Annotated in this window: 23 protein-coding genes and 1 riboswitch; of the genes, 12 read left to right on the top strand and 11 right to left on the bottom strand. The window is 34.6% G+C overall.

Annotated features, from left to right (window positions below):
• Positions 1-27: 27 nt before the first annotated feature.
• The gene (locus AB4Y30_RS06330) at positions 28-1587 is read right to left on the bottom strand and encodes an ABC transporter substrate-binding protein (protein WP_368654644.1); all 1560 of its coding nucleotides are present in this window, start codon (positions 1585-1587) and stop codon (positions 28-30) included.
• Positions 1588-1919: 332 nt separating this feature from the next.
• Between AB4Y30_RS06330 and AB4Y30_RS06325 the strand changes: the two genes are divergently transcribed.
• The 4 genes from AB4Y30_RS06325 to AB4Y30_RS06310 all read left to right on the top strand — a co-directional run bounded on the left by AB4Y30_RS06325 (position 1920) and on the right by AB4Y30_RS06310 (position 4313).
• On the top strand, positions 1920-2768 hold the full coding sequence (locus AB4Y30_RS06325; RefSeq protein ID WP_368654643.1) for a LysR substrate-binding domain-containing protein: 849 nt from the start codon (positions 1920-1922) through the stop codon (positions 2766-2768).
• A gap of 30 nt (positions 2769-2798) precedes the next feature.
• Positions 2799-3461: an oxidoreductase gene (locus AB4Y30_RS06320; RefSeq protein ID WP_368654642.1), complete on the top strand. Its 663-nt coding sequence runs from the start codon at positions 2799-2801 to the stop codon at positions 3459-3461.
• Between the two features lie 101 nt (positions 3462-3562).
• Positions 3563-3901, top strand: a complete 339-nt coding sequence (gene ytxJ / locus AB4Y30_RS06315) for a bacillithiol system redox-active protein YtxJ (protein ID WP_368654641.1) — start codon at positions 3563-3565, stop codon at positions 3899-3901.
• 136 nt (positions 3902-4037) lie between these two features.
• Positions 4038-4313 carry a hypothetical protein gene (locus AB4Y30_RS06310; protein WP_368654640.1) on the top strand — a complete coding sequence of 92 codons (276 nt, stop codon included), beginning with the start codon at positions 4038-4040 and terminating at the stop codon, positions 4311-4313.
• Positions 4314-4418: 105 nt separating this feature from the next.
• On the opposite strand, the gene cydC is transcribed toward AB4Y30_RS06310, so the two are convergent.
• The 4 genes from cydC to AB4Y30_RS06290 form a co-directional block, all read right to left on the bottom strand.
• A complete protein-coding gene (gene cydC, locus AB4Y30_RS06305; RefSeq protein ID WP_368654639.1) occupies positions 4419-6137 on the bottom strand; it encodes a thiol reductant ABC exporter subunit CydC in 1719 nt (572 codons plus the stop codon).
• The gene (gene cydD / locus AB4Y30_RS06300) at positions 6134-7867 is read right to left on the bottom strand and encodes a thiol reductant ABC exporter subunit CydD (protein ID WP_368654638.1); all 1734 of its coding nucleotides are present in this window, start codon (positions 7865-7867) and stop codon (positions 6134-6136) included. The genes cydC and cydD overlap by 4 nt, the downstream gene beginning before the upstream one ends.
• Before the next feature lie 217 nt (positions 7868-8084).
• Positions 8085-9101, bottom strand: coding sequence for a cytochrome d ubiquinol oxidase subunit II (locus tag AB4Y30_RS06295; RefSeq protein WP_368654637.1), 1017 nt, complete (start codon positions 9099-9101; stop codon positions 8085-8087).
• Positions 9101-10447: a cytochrome ubiquinol oxidase subunit I gene (locus AB4Y30_RS06290; protein WP_368654636.1), complete on the bottom strand. Its 1347-nt coding sequence runs from the start codon at positions 10445-10447 to the stop codon at positions 9101-9103. The genes AB4Y30_RS06295 and AB4Y30_RS06290 overlap by 1 nt, the downstream gene beginning before the upstream one ends.
• An 896-nt stretch (positions 10448-11343) precedes the next feature.
• On the opposite strand from AB4Y30_RS06290, the gene AB4Y30_RS06285 reads away from it, so the two are divergent.
• The 7 genes from AB4Y30_RS06285 to AB4Y30_RS06255 all read left to right on the top strand — a co-directional run bounded on the left by AB4Y30_RS06285 (position 11344) and on the right by AB4Y30_RS06255 (position 17534).
• Positions 11344-11679 carry a PadR family transcriptional regulator gene (locus AB4Y30_RS06285; protein ID WP_368654635.1) on the top strand — a complete coding sequence of 112 codons (336 nt, stop codon included), beginning with the start codon at positions 11344-11346 and terminating at the stop codon, positions 11677-11679.
• 2 nt (positions 11680-11681) lie between these two features.
• Positions 11682-12551, top strand: a complete 870-nt coding sequence (locus AB4Y30_RS06280) for a permease prefix domain 1-containing protein (protein WP_368654634.1) — start codon at positions 11682-11684, stop codon at positions 12549-12551.
• A 259-nt stretch (positions 12552-12810) separates the two neighbouring features.
• The gene (locus tag AB4Y30_RS06275) at positions 12811-13434 is read left to right on the top strand and encodes a TetR family transcriptional regulator (protein WP_368654633.1); all 624 of its coding nucleotides are present in this window, start codon (positions 12811-12813) and stop codon (positions 13432-13434) included.
• A gap of 12 nt (positions 13435-13446) precedes the next feature.
• Positions 13447-13986: a GNAT family N-acetyltransferase gene (locus tag AB4Y30_RS06270; RefSeq protein WP_368654632.1), complete on the top strand. Its 540-nt coding sequence runs from the start codon at positions 13447-13449 to the stop codon at positions 13984-13986.
• Positions 13987-14366: 380 nt separating this feature from the next.
• On the top strand, positions 14367-15536 hold the full coding sequence (locus tag AB4Y30_RS06265; RefSeq protein WP_368654631.1) for a cation:dicarboxylase symporter family transporter: 1170 nt from the start codon (positions 14367-14369) through the stop codon (positions 15534-15536).
• A gap of 15 nt (positions 15537-15551) precedes the next feature.
• Positions 15552-16586: a low specificity L-threonine aldolase gene (locus tag AB4Y30_RS06260; RefSeq protein WP_368654630.1), complete on the top strand. Its 1035-nt coding sequence runs from the start codon at positions 15552-15554 to the stop codon at positions 16584-16586.
• A gap of 165 nt (positions 16587-16751) precedes the next feature.
• Entirely contained in the window at positions 16752-17534 is a 783-nt protein-coding gene (locus tag AB4Y30_RS06255) for a GntR family transcriptional regulator (RefSeq protein WP_368654629.1), read from the top strand.
• Between the two features lie 91 nt (positions 17535-17625).
• Here AB4Y30_RS06255 and AB4Y30_RS06250 read toward each other — a convergent pair whose 3' ends face one another.
• From AB4Y30_RS06250 to AB4Y30_RS06225, 6 genes are all read right to left on the bottom strand, one after another.
• Complete coding sequence (locus AB4Y30_RS06250; RefSeq protein ID WP_368654628.1) at positions 17626-18123, bottom strand: LURP-one-related/scramblase family protein; 498 nt, start codon at positions 18121-18123, stop codon at positions 17626-17628.
• Positions 18124-18170: 47 nt separating this feature from the next.
• Positions 18171-18563: a VOC family protein gene (locus AB4Y30_RS06245; protein ID WP_368654627.1), complete on the bottom strand. Its 393-nt coding sequence runs from the start codon at positions 18561-18563 to the stop codon at positions 18171-18173.
• Positions 18564-18721: 158 nt separating this feature from the next.
• The gene (locus AB4Y30_RS06240) at positions 18722-20146 is read right to left on the bottom strand and encodes a hypothetical protein (protein WP_368654626.1); all 1425 of its coding nucleotides are present in this window, start codon (positions 20144-20146) and stop codon (positions 18722-18724) included.
• 134 nt (positions 20147-20280) lie between these two features.
• Complete coding sequence (gene thiT, locus AB4Y30_RS06235; protein ID WP_368654625.1) at positions 20281-20859, bottom strand: energy-coupled thiamine transporter ThiT; 579 nt, start codon at positions 20857-20859, stop codon at positions 20281-20283.
• A gap of 82 nt (positions 20860-20941) precedes the next feature.
• A riboswitch (TPP riboswitch) is annotated at positions 20942-21049 on the bottom strand.
• Between the two features lie 413 nt (positions 21050-21462).
• Entirely contained in the window at positions 21463-22686 is a 1224-nt protein-coding gene (locus AB4Y30_RS06230; RefSeq protein WP_368654624.1) for an NAD(P)/FAD-dependent oxidoreductase, read from the bottom strand.
• A gap of 400 nt (positions 22687-23086) precedes the next feature.
• On the bottom strand, positions 23087-23320 hold the full coding sequence (locus tag AB4Y30_RS06225) for a type II toxin-antitoxin system death-on-curing family toxin (RefSeq protein ID WP_368654623.1): 234 nt from the start codon (positions 23318-23320) through the stop codon (positions 23087-23089).
• Positions 23321-23703: 383 nt separating this feature from the next.
• Between AB4Y30_RS06225 and uraA the strand changes: the two genes are divergently transcribed.
• The gene (gene uraA / locus AB4Y30_RS06220) at positions 23704-24996 is read left to right on the top strand and encodes a uracil permease (RefSeq protein ID WP_368654622.1); all 1293 of its coding nucleotides are present in this window, start codon (positions 23704-23706) and stop codon (positions 24994-24996) included.
• Positions 24997-25011: the final 15 nt, after the last annotated feature.

Genomic DNA, 25011 nt, shown 5'->3' with positions numbered 1-25011 from the left:
ATCATATATATGAAGCATTTTTAGCAATTATTTTTCAATCGTCAAGTCCCATAAGATAGGTCCTTCAAAACGAGAATATCCTTTAACATCCTTAGATATTACATTTAACTTTGAAAAGTTCCCTAGTTTAATAAAAGGTAAGTATTCCCAAGTATAACCTTGAAGCTCATCCCATATTTCCTGAGCCGCTTCTGTTGTATCTGCATGAATAATATCATCCACTAACCCATAAATCGTATCATCTAAAGGACCGTCAAAATAAGATGGTGAAAAAACATTCATTTCAATCGGAATAGATTGGAATGGACCACCTGCAATAAAGATATGCCATGCATCCTTCTCATCACGTTTACTCATCAATGTAGCCCAATCATAAACTTCTAATTCGACATTTGCCCCTATTTTCTCAAGCTCATTCATAACTACTACTCCAGAATTATAAACATATTCATAATCTCGAGAAGATATGATACGAATCGGTTCTCCATCATAGCCAGCTTCTTCTAATAGTTGTGCCGCCTTCTCTTTATCATTTTGATTATAAAATTCACTACCTGCTTCACTGTACCAGCCTTGTTGATGCTCTGATGCATAGCTTGAATCAAGCTCATATAAATCTTTATTTCCATATGCTGCCTGCATCAAATCATCCAAATTAAGAGCAGTATTAACTGCTTGCCTCATCTTTTGATCTGTAAATAAACCTTCATGCTTGTTAAAATATAATCCATTTTCTCCATACAGCTCAACATCCACTTCTAAATTCGAATCATTTTTTAACTGCTCATAATGTTCCGTATGAATATCTAATACCAGGTCATATTCACCTGTTTGAACACCTGTTAATAATGTTGCTGCATCAGATGCAATATAAAAATAGACATCATTAATTTTCGCATCCTTTTGAACGACTGGATGACCTGTTTCTAAAACTTGGTAATCCTCAAACTTTGTTAATTTAACATATTGACTTTCCTTCCAATCTTCAAACTGGTAAGGGCCTGTCCCTATATATTCTGTAACCCCAGTTGAATCTGCAGAATCAATTACTTCTTTAGGCATAATCCCAGCGAATTGTTGTGATGTTCTTGCTATAACTGGTAAAGCAAGTGCTGATGACTCTTCCAACTCTAGAACTACAGTATAATCATCCGCTGCTGTAAAATTCGCATCTCCTAAAACGGTTTGAGCAGGAGGTGTACTCTCTAACCACCTTTCCATGGAAGCAATCACATCTTCTGCCTTCATTTCATCGCCATTATGAAACAATACTCCCTGTCGTAAGTTAAAGGTATATGTTTTTCCATCATCACTTTCATCAACAGATTCTGCTAACATCGGAACTATCTCATAATCCTCATCAAATGTAATCAGTGTCTCATAAATGTTCTTCACAATATTCCTTGTTAATATATTTGCTGTTTTATGAATATCTAGTGTTGTTGGTTGTGCATTAATACCAATCTTTAGTTCTGTACTTTCCACCTGATTTCCGTTATTTTCACTACCGCTATCTGTGTCATCTCCACAAGCAGCTAATAAAAAAACAAATGTAAAGACCAAAAATATTACTGTTAATTTTCTCATCTGATTCTCCCCCTAAATATATAGTTTCACGCTTATATTTTTCAGTATAAATGAAAACGCTTTATAGTCTAATTGGAATTTTCTATTAATTATGGATATAAAAAGGGTTCATAAATCTATTTTAACAAGTCAAAAATACTCCCGTTCAAAGTAGTATTTTTCCCTTATCACCTTGTATTGTTCCTTTTCTTATACCAAGTTAGATGTCTACATTACTCAATCCGTGTTATTATAATGAATAGAAAGAATCGACCAACATCCATTTTTACGATAGAGATTCTCTATTCAACTATTGTTTGTCCTAGCAAAATTCTTGAAAAGGGGTGTTACATTTGAATATAAGTAATATTGAAGCATTTATCTATGTGTACCATTTGTCAGGTTTTAATAAAGCAGCTGAAGCTCTTTATTTAACACAACCTACTATCACAGCTAGAATTCAAACACTAGAAAAGGATATGAATACTACATTGTTTCATCGCGATCGAAAAGGGATAACTTTAACAAATGAAGGAAAAGTATTTCTTCCTTTTGCTTATCGTATTTTCAATGCTTATAAAGAAGCTAAAATTAATTTAGGACAAGAATTAAAAGAAGTAACTATTGGAAGTATTACATCTGTATCCACTAGCCTACTTCCTAAAATATTAGCCTCTTTCAAAGAACAGTATCCTACCGTTTCTGTAAATATTGTCACAGGGCCTACAAAGGATATTTTAAATAGACTTATCCACAACCAATGCCATTTTGGAATTATAGAATCAAGACCAGATTCACGATTTAATAGCCTTCCATTTCATACGGATCCATACTCACTTGTTGTACCTCGAAACCATCCTCTACTTTCGTTAAAACGAGAAGTAACTTTAAAAGATATTGCATTTGAACCATTTATTACCATCTCTCAAGGAGTATTTGATAGAAGTGTTGTGGAAAAAACCTTTGCAGAACAGAATTTAAAGCCAAATATTGTGTTTGAAGTAGATAATATTGAAACCGTAAAATTTATGGTTTTAAAAGGCATGGGAATTAGCTTTTTACCAAAGCTTTGTTTTGAAAATGAACGAGCTGCTGGAGAGTTATTTACAATTCCTATCTCTCCTGTCCCACACATTAAAAGGAAAATTGAAATTATCTATTTAAAAGGTACAAAACCACCATTTTTAAACTTTTTCGTATAATGATCTATAAATGTAAGGAGAGTGAAATAGATGAAAAGAAAAGCCTTAGTTTTAGGGGCAACTGGATTGGTTGGTTCAGAGTTAACAAAACAGTTAGTAGAGTCAAAAGCATATGAGGAAGTCAGAATTCTCGTCCGTCATCCTGTCTCTTTTACACATCCTAAATTAACGCAAATCATTGTTAATTATGATCAACTGATAAGCAATGAAGAAGCATTTCAGGTAAATGATGTGTTTTGCTGCTTAGGTACAACGATAAAAAAAGCGGGATCACAGGAAAATTTTAAAAAGGTAGATTTAGAATATCCATTAGCTGCTGCAAAGCTTGCAGTAAAGCATCAAGTAGATAATTATTTAATTATCTCTGCCACTGGTGCTAATGCAAAGTCTCGTATCTTTTACTCAAAGGTGAAAGGAACTATTGAAGAAGAATTAAAGAAGCTACCACTTCATGCGCTTCATATTTTCAGACCGTCCTTATTGCTTGGTCATCGCAATGAATTTCGCTTAGCGGAAAAAGCAACGGAAAAGCTAACCCAAGCACTACCCTTTCTTTTCATTGGACCTATGAAGCAATACGAACCTATTCATAGTGCAATAGTTGCAGAAGGAATGAAAAATGCAGCACTTAGTAAGATGCAAGGGGTTCATATTTATGAGTCAGATGCGATTACTAAAATTAGACCAGCATAAGTTGAGTACTATTCTTTTGAATCCTAGAGCCTGTTGATGTACACTAGAGAAAATCTTATCAATAGATTAACAATCAACGGACTTGGAAAGGGGCATTTTATATGGAATGGAAAGAAATCACAACAATTGAGGAATGGGATGCTATTTTAGAAAAATCAGCTGAAAAAGGTCAAGTTATTCTAAAGCACAGCACAACTTGTCCAGTAAGCTTCAATGCATTAGATGAATATGATAACTATCTAGCAGATAAACCAGATCAAGAGATTGATTATACACTTGTAAAAGTAAGAGAATCTCGTCCTGTATCAAATAAAATTGCAGAGGATTTAGATGTAAAGCATGAATCACCGCAAATCATCTACATTAAAAACAAGAAAAAATATTGGACAACCTCTCATTGGTCTGTAACAAAAGCACATATGGCTGCAGTGATTGATTAATAGATAAAGAAGAGGCTGGGAGAATCATTTGATCGTAAAGATAATCTGAAGCAATAATCTAATAAACTCTAATATTTATTTCTTTATTATGATACAATTATTCTAATATGAATTAGAAATAAGGGAGCGGAATATATTGAGTAATGAAGTAAGTAATGAACAACTTCTTCAGGCGATAATGGATTTATCTTCAGAAGTAAACAATTTATCCTTAGAAATGAAAAAGACAAATGAAAAAGTTGATAAATTGGATACTAAGGTAAATGAGTTAGATAGTAAAGTTGATAAATTGGATACTAAGGTAAATAAGTTAGATAGTAAAGTAGACAAGATAGATGCAAAGTTCGAGGTTCTAAATGAAGCTTTAATAAATACCCAAGCTGATGTTAGGTTATTAAAGAAAGCTAAATAAATATTTTTATGAAGACAAAACATACTAAAAGATTAGTGGATAAGTTCACCCGTCGATGATTTTACCCACTGATTTTAGTATGTTTTTTCAATTTCCTAGACTATCTTATAACAGGCTCTTCTCAATTTTTTTCATTTCATAAAAATATCCTTTGTTCTTCATGAGCTCTGCAAATGTTCCGGACTCCATGATACGCCCTTGGTCCATGACAATAATCTGATCCATTTCTTCAATTCCATTAAGACGATGACTGATGAGCACTAATGTATCATTCCTAGCTTGATCGAAAATCTGTTTGTAAATCGACTGCTCTGTTAATGCATCAACAGAAGATGTTGGCTCATCGAGAAACCAACAGCTCTCCCCTCTCAGCATAGCACGAGCAATTGCTAAACGTTGTTTTTCCCCACCTGATAAATTTTCTCCTTTTTCCAATATAGGATCATCGAGTGTAAAATGATCAAGCCTTACATTGAAAAGAGCCGTCTGCATTTCTTCATCCGTTACATCATTCCTTGCTAGCTGTAAATTGCTTCGAATGGTTCCATAGAAAAAGTGATTCTCCTGCAACACTACATTCGCTTTGTTCCATAGCTCCTCCTGATGGATGAGAGAAATGGATTGACCATCAATTAAAATCTCTCCTTGATCAACAGTATATATATCTAAAAGGAGATGAAGTAATGTTGATTTTCCTGAACCACTTGGACCAACAATCGCGGTTCTTGATCCAGCTGGCAAATGAATAGTAATATCATCAATAGATTTCCTCCATTCATCTGGAAAGGTAAAGCTAACGTGCTCCATTTTAATAGAGAATGGCTTTTTACTAGGAAGCTCCATCCATTTTTGATGTTTAGGCTTATCCAATTCTTGCTCCCGAACAACAGAAAATAAACGCCTTGCTGCCCGTTTACTATCATTTAAATATACTGGAAAGATGGCCATTGTATCTACATCTTCAAATACAGTTAAAGCAATCATGACTAGCATAGCCAAAAAGATTCCGTCCATTTCTCCAATGGAGGCAGCATAAGCTCCTGCTCCTAAAACAAGCCAGGCTATGAATAATGAAATAAAGGTGTTGACCGATTGGCTTGAAGCAATATGGATTTGCTCTTTTTCTTGCTCATGAATATAACTGTTCGACACTTCATTAATTTGTTGTTCTTTTCTTTCCAGCTTCTGATATATTTTTAGATCGCGAAACCCATATAAAAACTCCGTTGCTTCCATGGACAGTAATCCCCTAACCTCTCTAACCTTGCTATTAATTTTTCGTTGTCTCAAAGCAAACAGTAAAGGAAAAACAAATGTCGTTAAAACAAAGCCAATTAGTAAAATAACCGTAGTATATATTGAGAAATAAAGCGTAAATAAAACCGTACTTAAAAAAACCATCATTAACACAATTGGTGGATAGAAAACTCGTAAAAAGTAATTTTGTAATGCTTCAACATCTCCCACAATACGGGCTAGTAAGTCACCACTCCGATATTTTTGAAAAACGCCTGGAACTAATGGTTCGAGCTTTTCAAAAAAAGATACTCTTAGATTACTTAAAATGGTAAATGTGGCACGATGTGAAAAGTATCGTTCTACATATCGTGTTAATGCTCTCGTAAATCCGAGTAGCTTCACAGTTGAGGTCAAGATAATTAAAGCATACAATGGCGGTTCTAGAGCAGCTTTAGAGATAAGATATCCACTTGCTGCAAAAAGTCCTACAGCAGCAATCCCTGCAATAAAGCCAGCAAGAATCGATAATAGAATATCTCTTTTTTCCTTCAGCATTAATTTGGTGACTATGGCTAATTCTTTCATCGCGCCATTCCTCCCCGCTGAATGACAACCATGTCACGGTATGCAGGTACATGATTGATCAACTGTTCATGTGTGCCAATCCCAAGTAACCTTCCATCTTCTAGAAAAAGAATCTGGTCAGCATCTTGTATCGTGTGAAGTCGATGTGCCACTGTAATGATGGTAGCTTGCTTTGACAGTTTATTAATAGATTCCTGTAAAATCCGCTCTGTATATAGATCAAGTCCAGTCGTTGGTTCATCAAACAGAATGATAGATGGCTTTTTCAAAAAAGCCCTTGCAAGTGCTAATCTCTGTTTCTCACCACCAGATAATCCTCTTCCTGCCTCTCCCACCTGTGTATTAAAACCATTCTCTAATGATTTTATTAAGCCCATAAGCCCTGCCTGTTCAGCTGCGGCTGTGATATCCTTTTCAGAAGTCTCGCTACCTCCACCAATCGCAATATTCTCTGTAATCGTACCAGAAAATATATAGGGATTCTGTGAAATATAGCTTAATTGATTTAGCCACTCCTCTTCTTGATAGCTTGTTAAAGGTTGATTATTTACAATGACCTTTCCTGCCGAAGGAACAATAAGACCGGCCATGATGTGTAATAAAGTCGTTTTTCCTGCCCCACTTGGACCAACAATCGCAATCTGGCTATATGGTGGAAACTGAGCAGTTATATTTTTTAATTCGAATTCTTCCTCACCATAACTAAAGTCTACTTCTTCTAGAGTAATTGCTGGAGGTGCCTTCTCCTTCTGAAAGGTTAATACTCCTTTATTAACAGGTTGTTCTTCTTCATTTAATTCATCTGTTATTTTTTCTACTGCTCCCATACTACTACGTCCATTATGAAAAGCATTACCAAGTTCTTTTAATGTGGAATAAAATTCAGGAGCGAGAATTAACACAAAGAATGCCGTAAAGAAGGAAATACCATCAAATACAATTAATTGTAAAGCTACTTCAAGAGCTATAATACCGATACTTAACATCGAGATGAGCTCCATCATAAATGAATTCGTGAAGGCAACCTTTAAGATATCCATAGTGGCCTCTCTGAAGTTAAGACTGCTTTTCTCGATAATCTCTTTTTGCTTTTTAGCATGGCCAAATAATTTAAGGGTGACAAGCCCCTGTAATGTATCGAGAAATCTCCCTGAAAAGATTCCGAGCTTCTCAAGCTGATCTTCGGATTTCTTTTTCGTTTGCATCCCAATAATGATCATAAAAATAGGGATAAAAGGTGTCGTAATCAGCATAATCCATCCCGTATTAGCATGCTGTGTAAAAATAAAGATTAAAATCATAAATGGAATAATCGCAGATTGAATCATCTGTGGTAAGTATTGGCTAAAATAGCTGTCCACTTCATCTACTGCATCCATCATGACACTAACCTTTTTTCCTGATTGTCCACGCTGGGATAGTTGAATAGGATTTTGAGCATATTGGTGCAGTAGCTCTGTACGAAAATCATTTTTTACCCTTGATCCCATTCGAATTCCTATGCGTGTACTGATATGACTGAATAAAACCCTCGCAAACAAAACAAGCAATAATATCCCTAATAACGGAAGTATCACACGAAAAGTCTGATTATTAAGGAAGACATCTTCAATAATAGTGACAAGTAAGTACGCTTGGCCAATAATCATAACACCTGTCAATATGGCTAATATAAAGAAACTGATAAAGCTTTTTTTCTGTGATGAAACAGCACTCTTTAAATGTTTCATGTTCATGTCCCCTACATAAAAATCATTACTTTTATCCTTTACTTCATCTTTTCTATCTTTATAGATTTATTTTATATGTTATTTTCCATTATCATCCGACTCTAGATCATCTCTAACAGCTTCATCCTTCACTGATACGAAAAAAGAAAGGAACATAGCTATGCCTATCATAAGAACAGGAGCAATAAAAATCAGGAAATCATTCAACATATATTTCTCACTCTTTCTTATTTTTTTGGTCGTCTTGATTAAATAAAACAAGCTTCAATAGTAAATAAATGGATGGGATTAATAGTCCAAGTCCAAGGATAAATACAATAACTAATGAAATAGCCATAGATTGATTTGTAAACCCCTCATGAATTGTTACGTGTGGATAAAGAATATAAGGATAATGAGCAATCCCGTACGCAAAAAAGGCAAAAGCAAATTGACCGATCAAGAGCCAAACTGCAGTAGCATAATTCTTTCTTTGCCATACAAGCCATAGGGTTAATAACCATAAAATAAATGAGAAGGCAAACATCCACCATAGATTTAATATATTAGAATACAATTCCGGATTAGCAGCTCTTAATTCAAAAATAATACCTGCAGCTGCAATGATTAATGGCACTGCCCAAATAAGAGCATATTTCCTCATTAAATTACTTGCTTCCCCGTCTCCAGCTTGGTGTGCATACCAAGTGAGGAAAACAGCTGAAATATATAGAACAGCAATTAACGCAAGTACTACAATTGACCATGATAATGGACTTGTAAATAATGCCGCATAGTCAAGTACTGGATTTCCATTTTCAATGGAAACAACTCTACCTTGTGCAATAGCAAATACAACAGATAATGAAGCTGGAATTAAGATCCCTGCAACACCATACATAAATGCATACCCTTTATGTCCCTTAGAACTATAAGTCTCAAAAGCATAATAGGAACCACGTATCGCCATTAAAATGAGGGCAATACTTCCGGGAATAAGTAAAATGGTACCGAAATAGAATGCAGATTGTGGGAAGAAACCAACCATTCCAACGAAAAAGAATACGAAAAACACATTCGTTACTTCCCAGACAGGTGAGAGATATCGCTGAATAATACTTGAGAGAATCCTCTCTTTTCCAGTTAATATGCTGTACGCATTAAAGAATCCAGCACCAAAATCAATAGACCCAAGAATCAAATAACCAAAAAGAAAGATCCATAGTACAGTGATACCTAAGATTTCTAAACCCATTATCGCTCACCATCCTTAACAGGCTCTAGTGTTTCTAATTCCTTCTCAATCGGATTATGAAGGAAAATACGTCTTAATATAACAATAGTTCCGATCGCGAGTACCGTATAAAGCATCAAGAAGAGAATGAACATTAAACCAACATAATCACTAGTTGTAGCTGCCTCATCGACAGTCATAATCCCTCGTAAAATCCATGGCTGTCTACCTACTTCTGCCATCCACCAGCCTGCCTCAATTGCAAGAAAGGATAATGGACCTCCTGCGACAATTAACCATCTGAATCCTTTTCCTTCTACAAAACGCCATCCCCGTTTTACACCAACCCAGAATAGCAATGAAACAACAATCATAAACACACCAATCGTAACCATAATATCGAAGTAATAATGGATTTTTAATGGTGGTCTCTCTTCTTCAGGAAACTCATTTAGACCAGTAACCTCAGCGTTTGGTGAACCATGCGCGAGAATGCTTAATGCGTACGGAATTTTTAAACCATAGCGTGTTTCATTATTTTCATCCAATACACCATATAACACTAAAGGTGCTTCACTTTCCGTCTCAAAATGCCATTCTGCCGCTGCTAATTTTTCAGGCTGATATTCTGCTAAATATTTCCCTGAAAAATCACCAATAATTGCTGCAGCTAAAGCAAATACTAAACCAATCTTCATTGTCATATACAAAGCTTTTTTATGATAAGCATGTTTGGAGCCTTTTATCAATTTGAAAGCTGCAATAGTTGCAAGAATAAAAGCAGAAGTCATATATGCAGTAGCCAGTACATGAGATACCTTTGTTGGTACAGCTACGTTAAACATCGCTAATATCGGATTAACATTCGTTAGTGCACCATCCACAAGATCGAATCCTTGTGGTGCATTCATAAAGCTATTTACAACTGTAATGAAATATGCCGACATACCAGCACCTATCATGACAGGTATTAACAATAAGAAATGCTTTCTTTGGTCTTTAAAACGATCCCAAGTGTAAATATAAATTCCTAAGAAAATAGCTTCAAAGAAAAATGCAAAAACTTCCATAAATAAAGGAAGTGCAATAATATGACCAGCAAGCTCCATAAAGTTAGGCCATAACAAGGAAAGCTGTAAACCAATAATTGTACCAGTTACAACACCAACTGCTACTGTAACAACATATCCACGAGCCCATCTTCTTGCCATTAAAATGTAGTGCTGATCATTTTTGCGAATCCCGATCCATTGTGCAATCATTATCATTAATGGTATACCGACACCAATGGTTGCATAAATAATGTGAAAAGATAATGTTAATATCGTTAACATTCGACTCATAAATACTGGATCATCAAATAACATACATTTCCTCTCCTTCTTGCAATTATCACACTAAAATCATTCGCCAATTCAAGTTTTAATGCTATAGCTGAAATGAAAAGAGTTAAAATTTCTGTATTTAACTTAATGTCTTACTTTTCCCTTAAGTAGTGCAACAATAACACTTACTATAATCAAATTTTTCTTGTTATTGTTCCCCCAATAGATGAAATAAATGTGACTGCTAATCCTGTGGCTTTCATTATTCAAGTTGGTATATATAGAACGGAACCAGTAGAAACCCTACAGCTACTGGCTTGTTAAATATTACTTTATAAATCATTATTCATCTTTTTTAAAATAAATATCCTTAAGCCAATCACACAAAAAATTCACAATATTTTCTGACAATAAATCCATTCCTAAGCAGGAGACGTCTCAATGAAGATTGAAGAAACCACATATTAATTAAATTTTGTCTAACAGATTGCTTTTCTATGAACCCTCCCTACTGTAGAGGTGAATAAAACTTAGATGAAACTAATTTCTAACCTCTCATGTTATTCGTTCATTCAGTAGCGAAATAGAGATTCAATAATCATCCACGAAATCCAATTATCAAGATGACAAATATTAATATTCAGTTTATTTAAGTTCTCTTTATTTATTTTCAGTATAACAAAGTAGTAAATGAAAAAGTATAGAGAGCGGTCTCATCTCCCACTATAAACAAGCTCTTTTTGACAAGGTTGTGACAATGTTTCTTAATAAGAATTTTATATCGATTTTCATTCCTTTTAAATTAAGTACTTTTATATACTTGACAGTCGTAGTACTATGACATACAATTAAAACAATCAGCACTATCTTTGCATCTCTTTTTTAAAACATTATATACGACAGTCGTAGTACTATGATAAGAAAGAATGGTGAGTCTAATGGAAGGAAGATTATCAAGTGATATTTTACGTGGTCACACAGATACAATTGTGCTTGCAAGTTTACAAAAACGTGATCGTTATGGGTTTGAAATTTATAATCGCGTATTACAGAAGACAAATAACTTATATGAATTGAAAGAAACAACACTTTATTCTAGTTATAAACGCTTGGAAAAAGACGGATTCATTGAATCTTATTGGGGAGATGAAACCCAGGGCGGTCGGAGAAAATATTATCGAATCACAGATGTTGGCCGCTTATTATATCAACAAAAACTGAAGGACTATGAGTTTACCAAGCAAATTTTAGAAAAATTATTTATGGAGGAGTAAAAATGGAATTAAAATTGTTTATTGATAAAGCATTTGAAGCTTATGAAGATACTGCTGAATTACATGATTTCAAAGAAGAATTATTAACCAATCTCCAAGAACGGGTTGATAATTTAATCGCTTCAGGTACCACAAGAAATGATGCAATGAAAAAAATTGAAATAGAATTTGCTGATGTAAATAAAATCGCTGATGAAATGAGTTTATCAAAAAAGAAAGAAGTATTTGAATATCAATACATGTCATTACGTCACTTTATCTCAAAACCTAGAGCAGCAATTTATACTATCTTAGCAGTGCTGACATTATTTGGAATCATTATTGCTTTCCAAGGATTTTTTGCATCCAATAAAATTGAAGCTTTTATCGGTTCCCTATTCGTATTCCTAGCTATCCCAATAGCAGGATTCGTGTACATGGCATTAACACAAGAAACAGCCACTAGAAATCCAATGCGACCAGTGCGTGCTTCTATCTATGGAATCGCAACTTTTGTTTTGTTATTTGGTGCCTTATTAGTACCTATGTTAATCTTCGGAGAAGCAAAATCATTAGCTGCTGCATTTGGAGTTTTAATTCCTTTCGCCTTACCAAGCATTGGAGTACTGAGTTATTTAATAATTACTGAAGCAGATCACCGTAAATCGTGGGTGAAAAAAGTTGAAACAGCAGAAATGGAATGGGCAAAAGAATTTCAAAACTCAGGGAATGCTGCAGCCTTTGGTATCATAACAGCAGCTATCTGGGTTTTAGCAATTGGCGCTTTTGTTCTATTGCTTCTTCTAAAACTATGGATATACAGCTGGATACCTTTTGTCCTCGCATTTGCGCTAATGATGTTCGCTCTAGCATTTTATATGAAGAAAAAATAGAAGCTATCAATCGAATTTAGTATAAATTAACTGAAGCATGATTGAACTTTTTAGAAGGAAGAAATTATTTATACTAATACAAATACTTAACCACATTCTTCTTGATAAGAATGTGGTTTTTTATGACTAATTGTTACAAATGAATTTCCATAGTTATCGCAAAACATAGTTGAAACTATACACTATTGTCGGTATAATTCACAATATAAAACGACAATAGTGTATAGTTTTTTTCTCAATTATTAAGGAGGTAGCTTTTATGGCACCAAAAGTTAGTGAGAAATATAAAAAGGAAAGAAAAAAAGAATTGATAGAAGCAGCTAAGAAAGTGTTTATCGAAAAAGGATTTGTTCACACATCTATGCAAGATATTATGGACAAAGCCAAAATATCTAGGGGTGCATTGTATAGTTATTTCAATAATATTGATCATGTTTTTATCGAGGTATTAAAATATGATGACCAAAAAGATATTCAGTATTTTATGCTCTCCGACGAAACTCCACTATGGCAACAGCTAAAAAACTGGATTGAAGAACAGCATATTTATATTGAAACAATTGATCAAACATTACTCTATGCAAAGGCGGAATTCTTTTTATCCTCCAATTATGCCAATAACAAAGACAATTTCCCTTACATTGCAGAACGTTACAATCAGACTACTGCAGTTATAGAGGAAGTTTTAAATGAAGGAACACATAGAGGAGAATTTAGACCTGAACACTCCACCTGTTCGATTGCTAGATATCTCATATCATTTATAAATGGTTTGATGTTGGACACATTTCAATTGGGATATGAACAAACAAAAGTAAAGGATCAATTATCTGTCTTACTTTTCTCTTTAGAAAAATTAATTAATCCAAAATCCACAAAATAAGGAGTGGTTGTTATGTTATTTGAATCATCAAGAATAAAATTGAGAAAAGTGACAAAGGAAGATACAGAACTTTATCATAAGTGGAGAAATGATATAGAAGTTATACAGTCCACCAATCCTTCTTTGGATGTTTATCCGATAAATGCAACGCAAGAATTTGTAGATCATGTGATATTGGGATCTTCTACAGCCAAAAGCTATATCATGGTTGAAAAAGAAAACGAGATATCGATTGGTATTGTATCATTAATTAACATTGATTATAAAAATAGAAATGCTGAATGTATTATTGATATCGGAGAAAAGGAATATTGGGGTAAAGGATATGGATCAGAAGGATTGAAATTACTACTGGATTACGCTTTTTATGAAATGAACCTTCATCGAGTTTCCCTTAATGTGTTTTCTTTTAATGATAGGGCTATTCATTTGTACACTAAGATTGGTTTTCAACAAGAAGGAAACAGTAGACAAAGTTTATTTAGAAATGGCAAGTGGCATGACATCATTCATATGGGACTTCTGCAAAATGAATACTTTGCGAAACAATAATATCTAAAATGCTCCAACTTGATTTCTTATTCTAGAAATATAGATATAGCGTTTATGTTTATCTTTGTTTACTCTAGCATTTATACGAAGAAAAGTAGCATCTAATAAAGCCAGCGAATGGGCAGTTTTTGTTCATTCGCTGGCTTTATTGATGCTTCCCCTTTATTCAAACTCCTCTCCTTCTCTATCCTTAATTTCATCACTATATAATTAACCGCTATATTTCCCTAAACAAAATTTTACTTTATCATCACATTGACAACTTATCATATGATGTCATATTATATGTTGTAATATAATATAATTAATTTAAATTGAAAGGAGGAAGCTTTTCTTATTATTTTTGCAATATTTAAAAATATAGATTGGGGGAATTACTTGTGAAATTAGGTCTAATCCCGAAACTTTTAATTGGAATTATAATTGGTATTTTAATTGGTTTATTTGCACCACAATGGATAATCAGCATCACGGAAACAGGTAGAGTTTTCTTAGGTAATTTAATTAAGTTTTTCATTCCCTTTATTATCTTTGCGTTTGTTGCAGCAAGCATCGCTCAACTGAAAGAGAATGCTGGAAAGTTATTGACATTCTCTGTTGGACTTTCTTATGTTGATACAATTATTGCTTGTACAATTGCAGCAGTTAGCTCCTATTTAATTATTCCTAAATTCATTGCTAATCGAACATTTACGGATGTTGAAGGTGCAGAAATTGGAGAACCATTTGTAGAAATTGCCTTTCCACCAATGATGGATATTATGTCCGCATTAGTTCTGGCAATTGTAATTGGTCTAGCAGCAAGCTGGGGAAAATCAAAGCTTATCGCCAATTTAGTTGATGAATTTAAAGATATTATTGATGTTGTCATTCGGAAATTTATTATTCCTGTTATCCCTATTTTTATTTTATGTATTTTTACTGGTATTACAGCCAAAGGTGAAATGACTTCAGCAATTGTTATCTTTGGAAAAATGCTTGTTCTTATTATCCTGCTTCAATTAGTTTGGTTAACCATTGAATTTAGCTTAGCTGCTTTTATAGCAAAAGCAAATCCATTTGTGGCATTTAAAGCAATGTTACCAGCATATGTAACCGCACTTGGAACGATGTCTAGCGCAGCTACAATGCCTGTATCCTTAAGACAGGCAAAAACAATTCCAAATATGGATAAAAAAATTGCCGATTTCGTGATACCATTATATGCAAATATTCATACAGCTGGTGCTGCATTAACATTAACCATTAGTGCCATTACTGTTTCAATTATTACCCTTGGCGAATTACCACCAATCAATTTGATTATCGTCTTTATTATCGTACTTGGTATCGTTTTAACTGGCGCTGCTGGAGTCCCTGGAGGCTCAGTACTTGCAACACTTGGGATATTACAATCGATTTTAGGCTTCGATGAGGTTGGACTAGGTTTAATGCTAGCTTTATTTATGGTACAGGATTCATTTGGTACCGCAACAAATATTACTGGGGACGGAGCTCTTGCCTTAATCGTCAACCGTTTCTTTGGAAATAAAGGAACAGAAAGTGCTTAATGGAGGTAAAAAGAAATGATTGATTTAAGAAGCGATACAGTAACATTGCCAAAACAAGAAATGTTAGAAGCCATTCTTCATGCGCAATTAGGTGATGACATTATGGGTGAAGATCCAACAGTTAATCAACTAGAGAAAGAATTTGCAAAACTGCTTGGAATGGAAGCTGCCCTACTTGTTACATCTGGAACAATGGCGAATCAAGTAGCAATTATGAGCTTCTGTAATCGAGGAGAAGAAATTATTATGGGTGAAGACTCTCATATCTTTACACTAGAAGGAGCAGCAACTTCTACAGTAGCTCAGGTTCAAATTCGCCCCATTCCAGTTAATGGCGGTAGCTATGATCTAGCAAAGATAGAAAACGCTATTAATGTCGGTGATATTCAAAGACCACGTACAAGTCTAATTTGCCTTGAAAATACGTATAACCTGAATAAAGGCGAAATCATTCCATTAGAAAACTTAAAGGAAATCCGCAAATTAGCAAATGAATATCATTTGCCTATTTATATGGATGGTGCAAGATTGTTTAATGCATCTGTTGAATTAAATGTAGATCCAATAATAATTTGCCAAGAAGTGGACGCTGTACAAATTTGCCTTACAAAAGGATTAGGCTGTCCAATTGGTTCTATTCTTGCTGGTTCTAAAGCATTTATTGATAAAGCTATTTTAAACCGTCAACGACTCGGTGGCGGAATGCGACAAGCTGGTATTATTGCAGCACCTGCTCTTTATGCCTTAGAGCATATGGTCAATCGTCTAAAAGAAGATAATGACCGTGCCAAAGTACTAGCTCAACGACTTGCGAAATTAGACGGTTTATCCATTGATTTAGCTGATGTACAGACAAATATCGTCTCACCAAAACTAGAAAAAGATCATTGGAATTCACAAAAATTAATCGACTACCTACTCAAGAAAGGTATCAAAGTTAAAAACATTGGTAAAAAGCAAGTTCGTATGATTGTCCATTACCTAATTACCGATGAAGACATTGACGAAGTTGTTGCCTCTTTTGCTTCTTTTACTAAAGCGCATGCTTAGATAACAAACCACTTTTCGAGTTACTTAGAAAAGTGGTTTTTTTCATGCAAACACCTAGCTAGCCTATGAAAAAAATAGTAATTTAGTAATAATCCTGTATACTTAAATTAGCATAGGAACATATACGTCGCTGTATTTACTTGTAATTTGTAGGAGTTGGTATTAATGACTATCTCAAGAGAAAACCCAATTGCACTCTATCTTCAAATCGCAGAAACATTAAAGAAGGATATCTTCTCTGAAGTAATTCAACCTGGAAAAAGAATTGGGACTCAAAAAGAGCTAGAAGAGCGATTTAACGTCAGTAAAATAACCATTCGAAAAGCAATTGAAGTACTAGAAAATGAAGGTCTTGTAGTGACTAGTCAAGGTAAAGGTACATATGTGAGACAAGAAAAAGTAGAACAAACGTTAGACGAGCTACAAAGCCTATCTGATATTATTAAGAAAAGCGGCTACGACCCTGAAGTAAAAATTATTAAAATGAAAAAACAACAGACTGAAGATAGCTTTCTAGTGAAAGAAACAACTAAAAAAATTGATACCTTGGCAATTGAGAGAGTTCATTTCGTGGAAAAGAAACCTATCGCCTTAGCAAAAGCATATATTCCTTGGGAACTAGGCAAACATTTAAGTAATCAAGAACTTGAACATTATACAATTTATGAATTACTTGAAAACAAATTAGGAATCAAGCTCAGTCAAGCAGAACAGGCAATTGAAGCATGTCCCGCAAGTGAAGAACTTGGCAAAATACTCAATGTTCAACAAGACTCTCCTCTGCTGAAGGCATCTCGCTTAACCTATAGTACAGATAATCAACTTGTCGAGAAAATCATTTTTTACTATCGATATGATGTCTTCGCTTTTAAAGTAAACTTAAATAGCCTTAGCATTACTCCAATGTGGCCAACCATTCCACCAACTGTACAAAATGATAGTGAGTAACAATAAATCCAGCAAATGAGCATCTTGGTTCATTCGCTGGATTTTTGCATTCATATAAGAAAACACACATTCATAAGAAAAAAGGATATGCTTAGAAATTATTGACAGAGGCTGAAGATGATTGATCTGCTTTCACACAATCAATAGCCACAACAATTGCAATAACGATAGCTTCCATCTCTTCATCCACTACTTGAACCGTGTAGCTATCAGCTATAGTAAACCATTCTTTCTTTACTTGCCCAATGACTTCACCTTGATGTATGATTTGAAAATCCATATCCCACCAATTACCCTGTACTTCAATATCTGCTGCTTCAATCGAATAGCGTGCCTTTAAAAAGGAGAGCTCTTTCTTAATGGTTAAGATATTTCGCCCATCAACCTCAACTTCAAATTTCGGCAAAAAGGTAAACACTTTTTTTGTAATATGTGCAACTTCATCTCGTATTTCATTCATAATGGAGAATACCTTTGGAATCTGCATAAAGCTACCTTCCACAAAATATACATCATTCTCTTGTTCGTCCTTAACCGTAAACTTCTCACCTAGACTGAAGACCTTTTGTTTAATAAAAAGCTGTTTCATGATGTAGCCCCCTTTTTATCTTTGAATTTTTTGCATCTTTTTATTTATTACTCTAGATTCAATTGCCAGGAAACACCAAAACGATCATTCACCCAGCCAAATTTCTTACTAAAACCATAAGCCCCAATCGGCATTAATGGATGTCCATCTTCTAACAATTTAGCATATAATGTATCTATTTCATCCTCTGATTCACAAGTAATGAAAACAGAAAAGGACGGTGTGAAATCAAATTGATGCTTAATTGGACTATCAAAGCTCATAAATTCCTGTCCTTTAACAGCGAAGACAGCACTTGCTACCTCTCCTTCTGTTCCCGCTCCATTTGCCTGATAGTAAGTCATACTTTTAAGTTCTGCTTCCTTAAATTTATCTACGTAAAAGTTAATTGCCTCTTCTGCATTTCCCTGAAACATCAAAAATGGTGCTGCTTTTTTCATCTCAACACACCTACCTCTTTTTAAAGATAAAAATACTCATTTATTATAACTTCCATTTTACCTTTTATCCATGATCTTGAACCCAAGCCTGTCCATTAAAAATCGATAATCTATGTAAGTAAGAAGTTGAAATTTCTTACTTACATAGAAGAAAATTTTTATAAAAAGAACACAGCAATAAGCGTGCTTGCAACAAGACCTATGATAACAGGTATAAAATTTTTCCTTACTAACTCCATGACAGATACTCCACAGAAACCGGCAATAGCGATTAGTGAGGACCAAGCAATAATTGCTCCGCCGCCAGTCCATACCGCTCCCATTTGCCCAATCGCTGCAAGTGTACTAGCATCCATTCCATTAGTTTCTAATGTAGCTGCTAAAGCTCCTGTTAACGGTAAGCCTGAAAATCCTGAGCCATCTAATCCCGTTATGATCCCAATGATTAATAAACTGATACCAGCGAAAAGAGCACTTTGTGGAATAAATTGTTGAGCAGATTCAACAAGATCAAATAAAAATGCAGGTGGAGATTCTTCTATTCCCAAAATTTTCCCTGAGAATTCATTACTTCCTAAAAAGAAGAATCCTGCAATTGGAATAACTGGGCCCATCACCTTAAATGCAAACATAAATCCATTAGTAATATGATTACTTACATAATCTAATGCATGTTGTCTACCAAACGCAATTGTAGAAAGGACAAGGAGAATAACTGCAACTCCACCAATAAACGCTGCACCATCGCCACCTTCTAAACCACCTGTTCTTCCATATGCCAATTTTGTATAGATCATATAAACAACTACTGCTGTTAAAGTCAATGGTACGAGAATCGCAAAGAGTTTACTCCAAAAGGTAAAGTTTTTAATCGTACTTTCCCTTTTTTGCATATCCTCTTCCTCTTGTATTGCCTGTAATTCTAATTCACTATCTGGATGATTTTTACTACGAATTCCTTTACGATACATGAAATAAGCAAGGAAAATCGCAATACCTCCAGTAATAAGTGACAGAATAAATGCTTTATCAGCAACAATGCTTGTATCTAATCCTGCTGATGCGGCAGAGATACTTGGCGCTACTTGAATAATATAGTCTGATGATAAAGCCATTCCTTGCCCAGCTAGTGCTACTCCGACAGCAGCTGTCATAATTGGTAAACCAGAACGAACAGCAGCTGGAACCAATAATGCACAAATCAGTGGAACAGCAGGAGTAGGCCAGAAGAAAAGGGAAATAACGTACGTTACAGCAATTAATACAAAAAAGGAAACATGACCATTAATCATTACCTTCTGAATCGGCTGAACCATCTTCTGATCAGCTCCAATATCTCGTAAGGAATGAAGTAATGCCATCATAAATGTAATGATTAAGAAAATATTAAATAATTCAGTTGCAGCAACTAAATTAGCCTGAAATATAGAAGTAAATCCATCTACAATATTTCCTTTATAAACCCATCCAACCAAAAATGTCCCTATTAATGTTGGTAAAACTACACCTTTCCTAAAAATCATTGTAATAATTATTATTAGCGTAAATGCAGCATATAACCAATGTGAAAACAACAAATCCATAGGTTTCTTCCTTTCTACATAGAATGCTATAATCTATGCGAATGTCAGTGGTTAGGTGACCATTTTTCAAATGTTGTTAGGACTTGTTTTCAATACAAAAAACTCACTTCATGGAAGAAGTGAGTATACAAATATTAAGATGCTGTATTTAATAAAGTACGTGGTTGTTTATAAAACAAGAAAAAGACAGCGACGCTACAAATAATAAAGCAAGGGAATAAATAAGAGAAATTATATACAAAGGAATAGAACCAGATATTTGTAAAATTCTCTGGCATAAACCTTTCAAAAAATACAACTCCTGCTATAAAATGCCCAATAAATCGTAAGGTAGTTCCTAATAATACGCCTAGCAAAATATACGTGAAATATTTTCCGGCTCTTCCATCCTTCACAGCTTGTTGAATTTGTTTTGCAAATACTCCTGCGAAGCCTATGACGGTAAAAGCTAATCCATATTCAATAAAACCTTGCAACGGTGTTAGAATCCAAGCGCCAAAAGGGATTTGGAGTATCCCAAATAAAAATCCAGATAATAATCCCCCTTTTAATCCCCAGCGGAATGCGATAATAAATACTGGTATCATCGCAAAGGAAATAGATCCACCTTGCCCCCAAATTTTAAAGCTTAGAAACGGAATCAGATCAAGCGCCAATGCAAGTGCTGTAAAAATGGCTACCTCTACTAGAAATAGCACTTTCTTTGAACTCATCAAACATGCCTCCCTTTATTTTTCCACAAAAAAAGCAACGCCAAGGGAAGCTTCTGATGGGTTCTTCCTTACGCTCTTGCTCCATCAAATAAGCTCTCATCCCTACGCTAGTATTAACTAACAGGTTCAAAGGGTCTGAATGATTATTCCCACATTCACTCTCAGCCATATGGCTCCCCCTGAGGCTTTATACACTTTTTTTGCTAATCATTATTATAGCTTAGAAAATAAAATAAAACAAGATTCCCCTTTTTCAGAAAAGTAGAAGCTTGCGTCGAGAGTCCCTTCATAATGGTCGGTTATTATGCAAATAAAAAGACATCAGGAGTAGAATCACCATCTCCCAATGCCTTGATTATTTTTATCTGAAGTCTTTTTGTTCTTCTAAAGTTCTTGTAATAATCGTATACCCTACTAACGCAGCAACACCTAATACTAAACAACTAAAAAATCCGTTTTTCATCTTAGGTTTACCTCCCATTCTTTAGCGTTTTCTTCGTTTACTAATTGAAAATGCTAGCTAATCTATTCAGCCATTTATTGCTTACTTTTTATAGAGGTTGTTCAAAAAGTCCCGTAGAAATGACCTTTTTGAACACGCTCTTATAGCGTATCAAATGGATTTAATTTACCTTTTCGCAGAATTAAACCTACACCACCAAGTAAGAATAAAGAACGGTTATCCACTACTTTTTTCATTACTGCAGCTGGCTTACCGAATAATTTTTTACCATTAAAGACAGAACCCATTCCATCTGTGCTACCTAAAGAAGCAACCGTTCCTTTGTCATGGAATTCAAAGTTATTTAATGGTTGGTTGTACATTAATGCTTTAATATTCTTCGCTGTTGCTACACCTTGTTGAAGTGCAATTTGTGCTGTTGGTGGATATGGACGATCCGCTTCCTTATTCCAAACCCATGCACAATCGCCTAGAACGAAGATATTCTCATCTTCTGGTAAACGTAAATCATCTGTAACAGAAACTTTTCCACGGTTTAATTCAAAGCCTGAAGCACCTAAAACAGAGTTACCAGTTACTCCACCAGTCCAAACAATTGTACCTGCTTTAATTTCTTCTGCTTCTTCACCAACGATAAAGCTATCTTCTGTACATTCTTTAATCATTGCCCCTAAACGAAATTCAACGCCACGAGCTTCTAAAGATTGCTTTGCATATGTAATTAACTCTTCATCAAAGCCAGGCAAAATAGAAGGAGTAGCTTCAACATTGATAATTTTTGCTTTAGAGCGATCAATATCATACTTCTTACATAGCTCAGGAACACGTTCTGCAAGCTCACCTACAAGCTCGATACCAGTAAATCCACCGCCCCCTACTAAAATAGTTAAGCTATGGTCCTCAGCATCTGGATTATTATTATACTTAGCAAATTGATATTCCATATGCTCACGAATTAAGCGACAAGAATCGATATCCTTAATAGCAAATGCATTCTCTTCCATTCCCTTAATACCAAATGTATTCGATTCAAATCCTAAAGCTACAACTAAATAGTCATAACTTAATTCAGCATTCGATAAAACAACTTTCTTCTCTTCCTTATCTACCTTCTCAACCTCATCATAAATCAAACGCACGCGATTCTGACTTACTACATCACTTAACATAACACGAGCCTGGTTATGATTAATTGTACCAGCAGCAACTTCATGTAACCATGTAGTTTCATAATGGTAGTTATGCTTATTTACAAGGATAATTTCCGCCTCTTCTGGGGATAAAACTTTTGTTAATTGCTTTGTTGTCATTAGTCCAGCATAACCAGCACCAAGAACAACAATCTTTGGTCTCACTATATTCATTATTGTCATTCACCTTCCTAATCATAAAAATGATTTTTGTTCAATTTCCATAATCGGACAATTATAAAGACAAACTTATAATATCAAAGTTTATACGATAATGCGAACGAATTCCATTATTTTTCAGTAATTATTCGCTTTTATTCCTTTTAATTTTTCCAGAACAAAACTGCCTAATAAAAGTGGAAGAAATTTCATATAATCTCTGTCAAAATAAAGAATTGAAAACAAATGCCGCTAGCTAAGATAAGTGAGTGATGTACTAAAATTGGACTATATTATAGGTGAAACCTCACAAATTAATGTGAGGTGTTCTTTGATTAATCATCAGTTACAATATAATTTAAAAATAAAATAATCCTTAGTTAAAATAATTGAGTGGTACAACATTTCTTTTTAGTCAATCTTCTATTTTATCAAGTGTAGGTCTTGTGTTATGATCACCGATTCGCAAACAATACGCATATAAAGTTTCTTGATCAACTTTAATTTTGTATCCATTGTACCTCAGGGATAAATCGGTAGAAATAATTGCCACTCTTTTATTACCATCACTAAAACAATGTGATATTGTAATTCGATACCAATATACTGCTGCTTTTCTAAATAGACCTGGGTACTGTTCTTCCCCCAAAATACTTGGTTTGGGGCTCTACTACTCTTTGTTCGACACATTTCAGGGAAACACCCTTTAATTTTCATTTCTAGTTACATGATAAAAAATATGTTTTCAGATGCTATTTTTACAATAATCAGCATTCCATTCTACAAGATTTATCATTTTAATAATTACCATTAAAATATTATTGACAATTCTTGCAATTACTGTGACAATACATACAATCAATAAGTTTTTTGAAAGACCTTTAATACAGTCCGGAGAGGCTGGCAAGGTGGAGAAATGAATAATAGTATGGATATTTATATTCCATCCACCTTCCACACCTGGCTAACTCTAGACTAGGTGTTTTTTCTGTTCCATATGCAAAAATATACGAAGGAAAAGAGGATTAGAAAATGAAGAAATACGATGAAATTCAAGTACATGAACGACTTCCATTATTGCAAAGTCTTCCATTAAGTCTTCAACATTTATTTGCAATGTTTGGTTCAACTGTACTAGTCCCAGTTTTATTTGGAATTAATCCAGCAATTATTTTATTAATGAACGGGATTGGAACACTCATTTATATTTTCCTAACAAAGGGGAAAATACCAGCTTACTTAGGTTCAAGCTTTGCCTTTATTTCACCTGTTCTAGTCGTACTTAGCATGCATAATGGCTTAGATGGGTATGGTTATGTTCTTGGGGGCTTTCTAGCTGTAGGTATTGTGTTAACACTTGTTGCAATTATTGTTAAATATGTAGGAACCTCTTGGATTGATGTAATTTTCCCTCCAGCGGCTATGGGAGCTATTGTTGCCGTCATTGGACTTGAGCTAGTACCTGTTGCTGCAGAGATGGCAGGTTGGATTCCAGGAGATGATGCTGATCCAAGTACCTGGGTAATGGATCCTAAAGTAGCAATGGTTGCTCTTTCCACATTAGCAATTACCATTATTTGTTGGGTCACTTTACGTGGTTTCCTAAAAATTATTCCTATTTTATTAGGGATTGTGATTGGTTATATTATTGCTTACAACGTTGGTTTAGTAGATCTAGATCCAGTAAAAGAAGCTGCTTGGATTACAGCACCAGAATTCTATACGATGAAATTTGATTGGTCAGCAATTCTTATTATTCTTCCAGCTGCACTCGTATTAATTCCTGAACATATCGGTCATTTATTTGTTACAAGTAATATTGTTGGAAAGGACTTAATGAAGGATCCTGGTCTAGATCGTTCCTTTGCTGGGAACGGAATTTCCACCATATTATCCAGTTTCTTTGGTTCAACACCAAATACAACCTATGGTGAAAATATTGGTGTTTTAGCAATTACAAGAGTTTATTCTACATGGATCATTGGTGGGGCAGCAAGTATCGCAATTTTACTATCCTTTTGCGGAAAATTAGCTGCATTAATCTCATCTATTCCAAAACCAGTAATGGGCGGTATCTCCATTCTACTATTCGGAATTATTGCTGCTAGTGGAATTCGCATGCTTGTAGAAGCTAAAGTTGATTATAGTCAATCTCAGAACCTCATTCTAACTTGTGTCGTGCTTGTTGTTGGAATTAGTGGTGCAACTATTAGTATTGGCGAAGTAGCATTAAAAGGGATGGGGTTAGCAACCATTGTAGCAATTGTATTAGGTATCTTCTTTAAAGTAATTAATATATTAAAATTATCTAATGATGATAAGTAACTTTCAACAGGTCAA

Source organism: Ornithinibacillus sp. 4-3, assembly GCF_040958695.1.
Taxonomy (GTDB): domain Bacteria; phylum Bacillota; class Bacilli; order Bacillales; family Amphibacillaceae; genus CALAMD01.
Note: the sequence above shows the minus strand (reverse complement) of the source record. Positions and strands in the feature narration are given on the sequence as shown.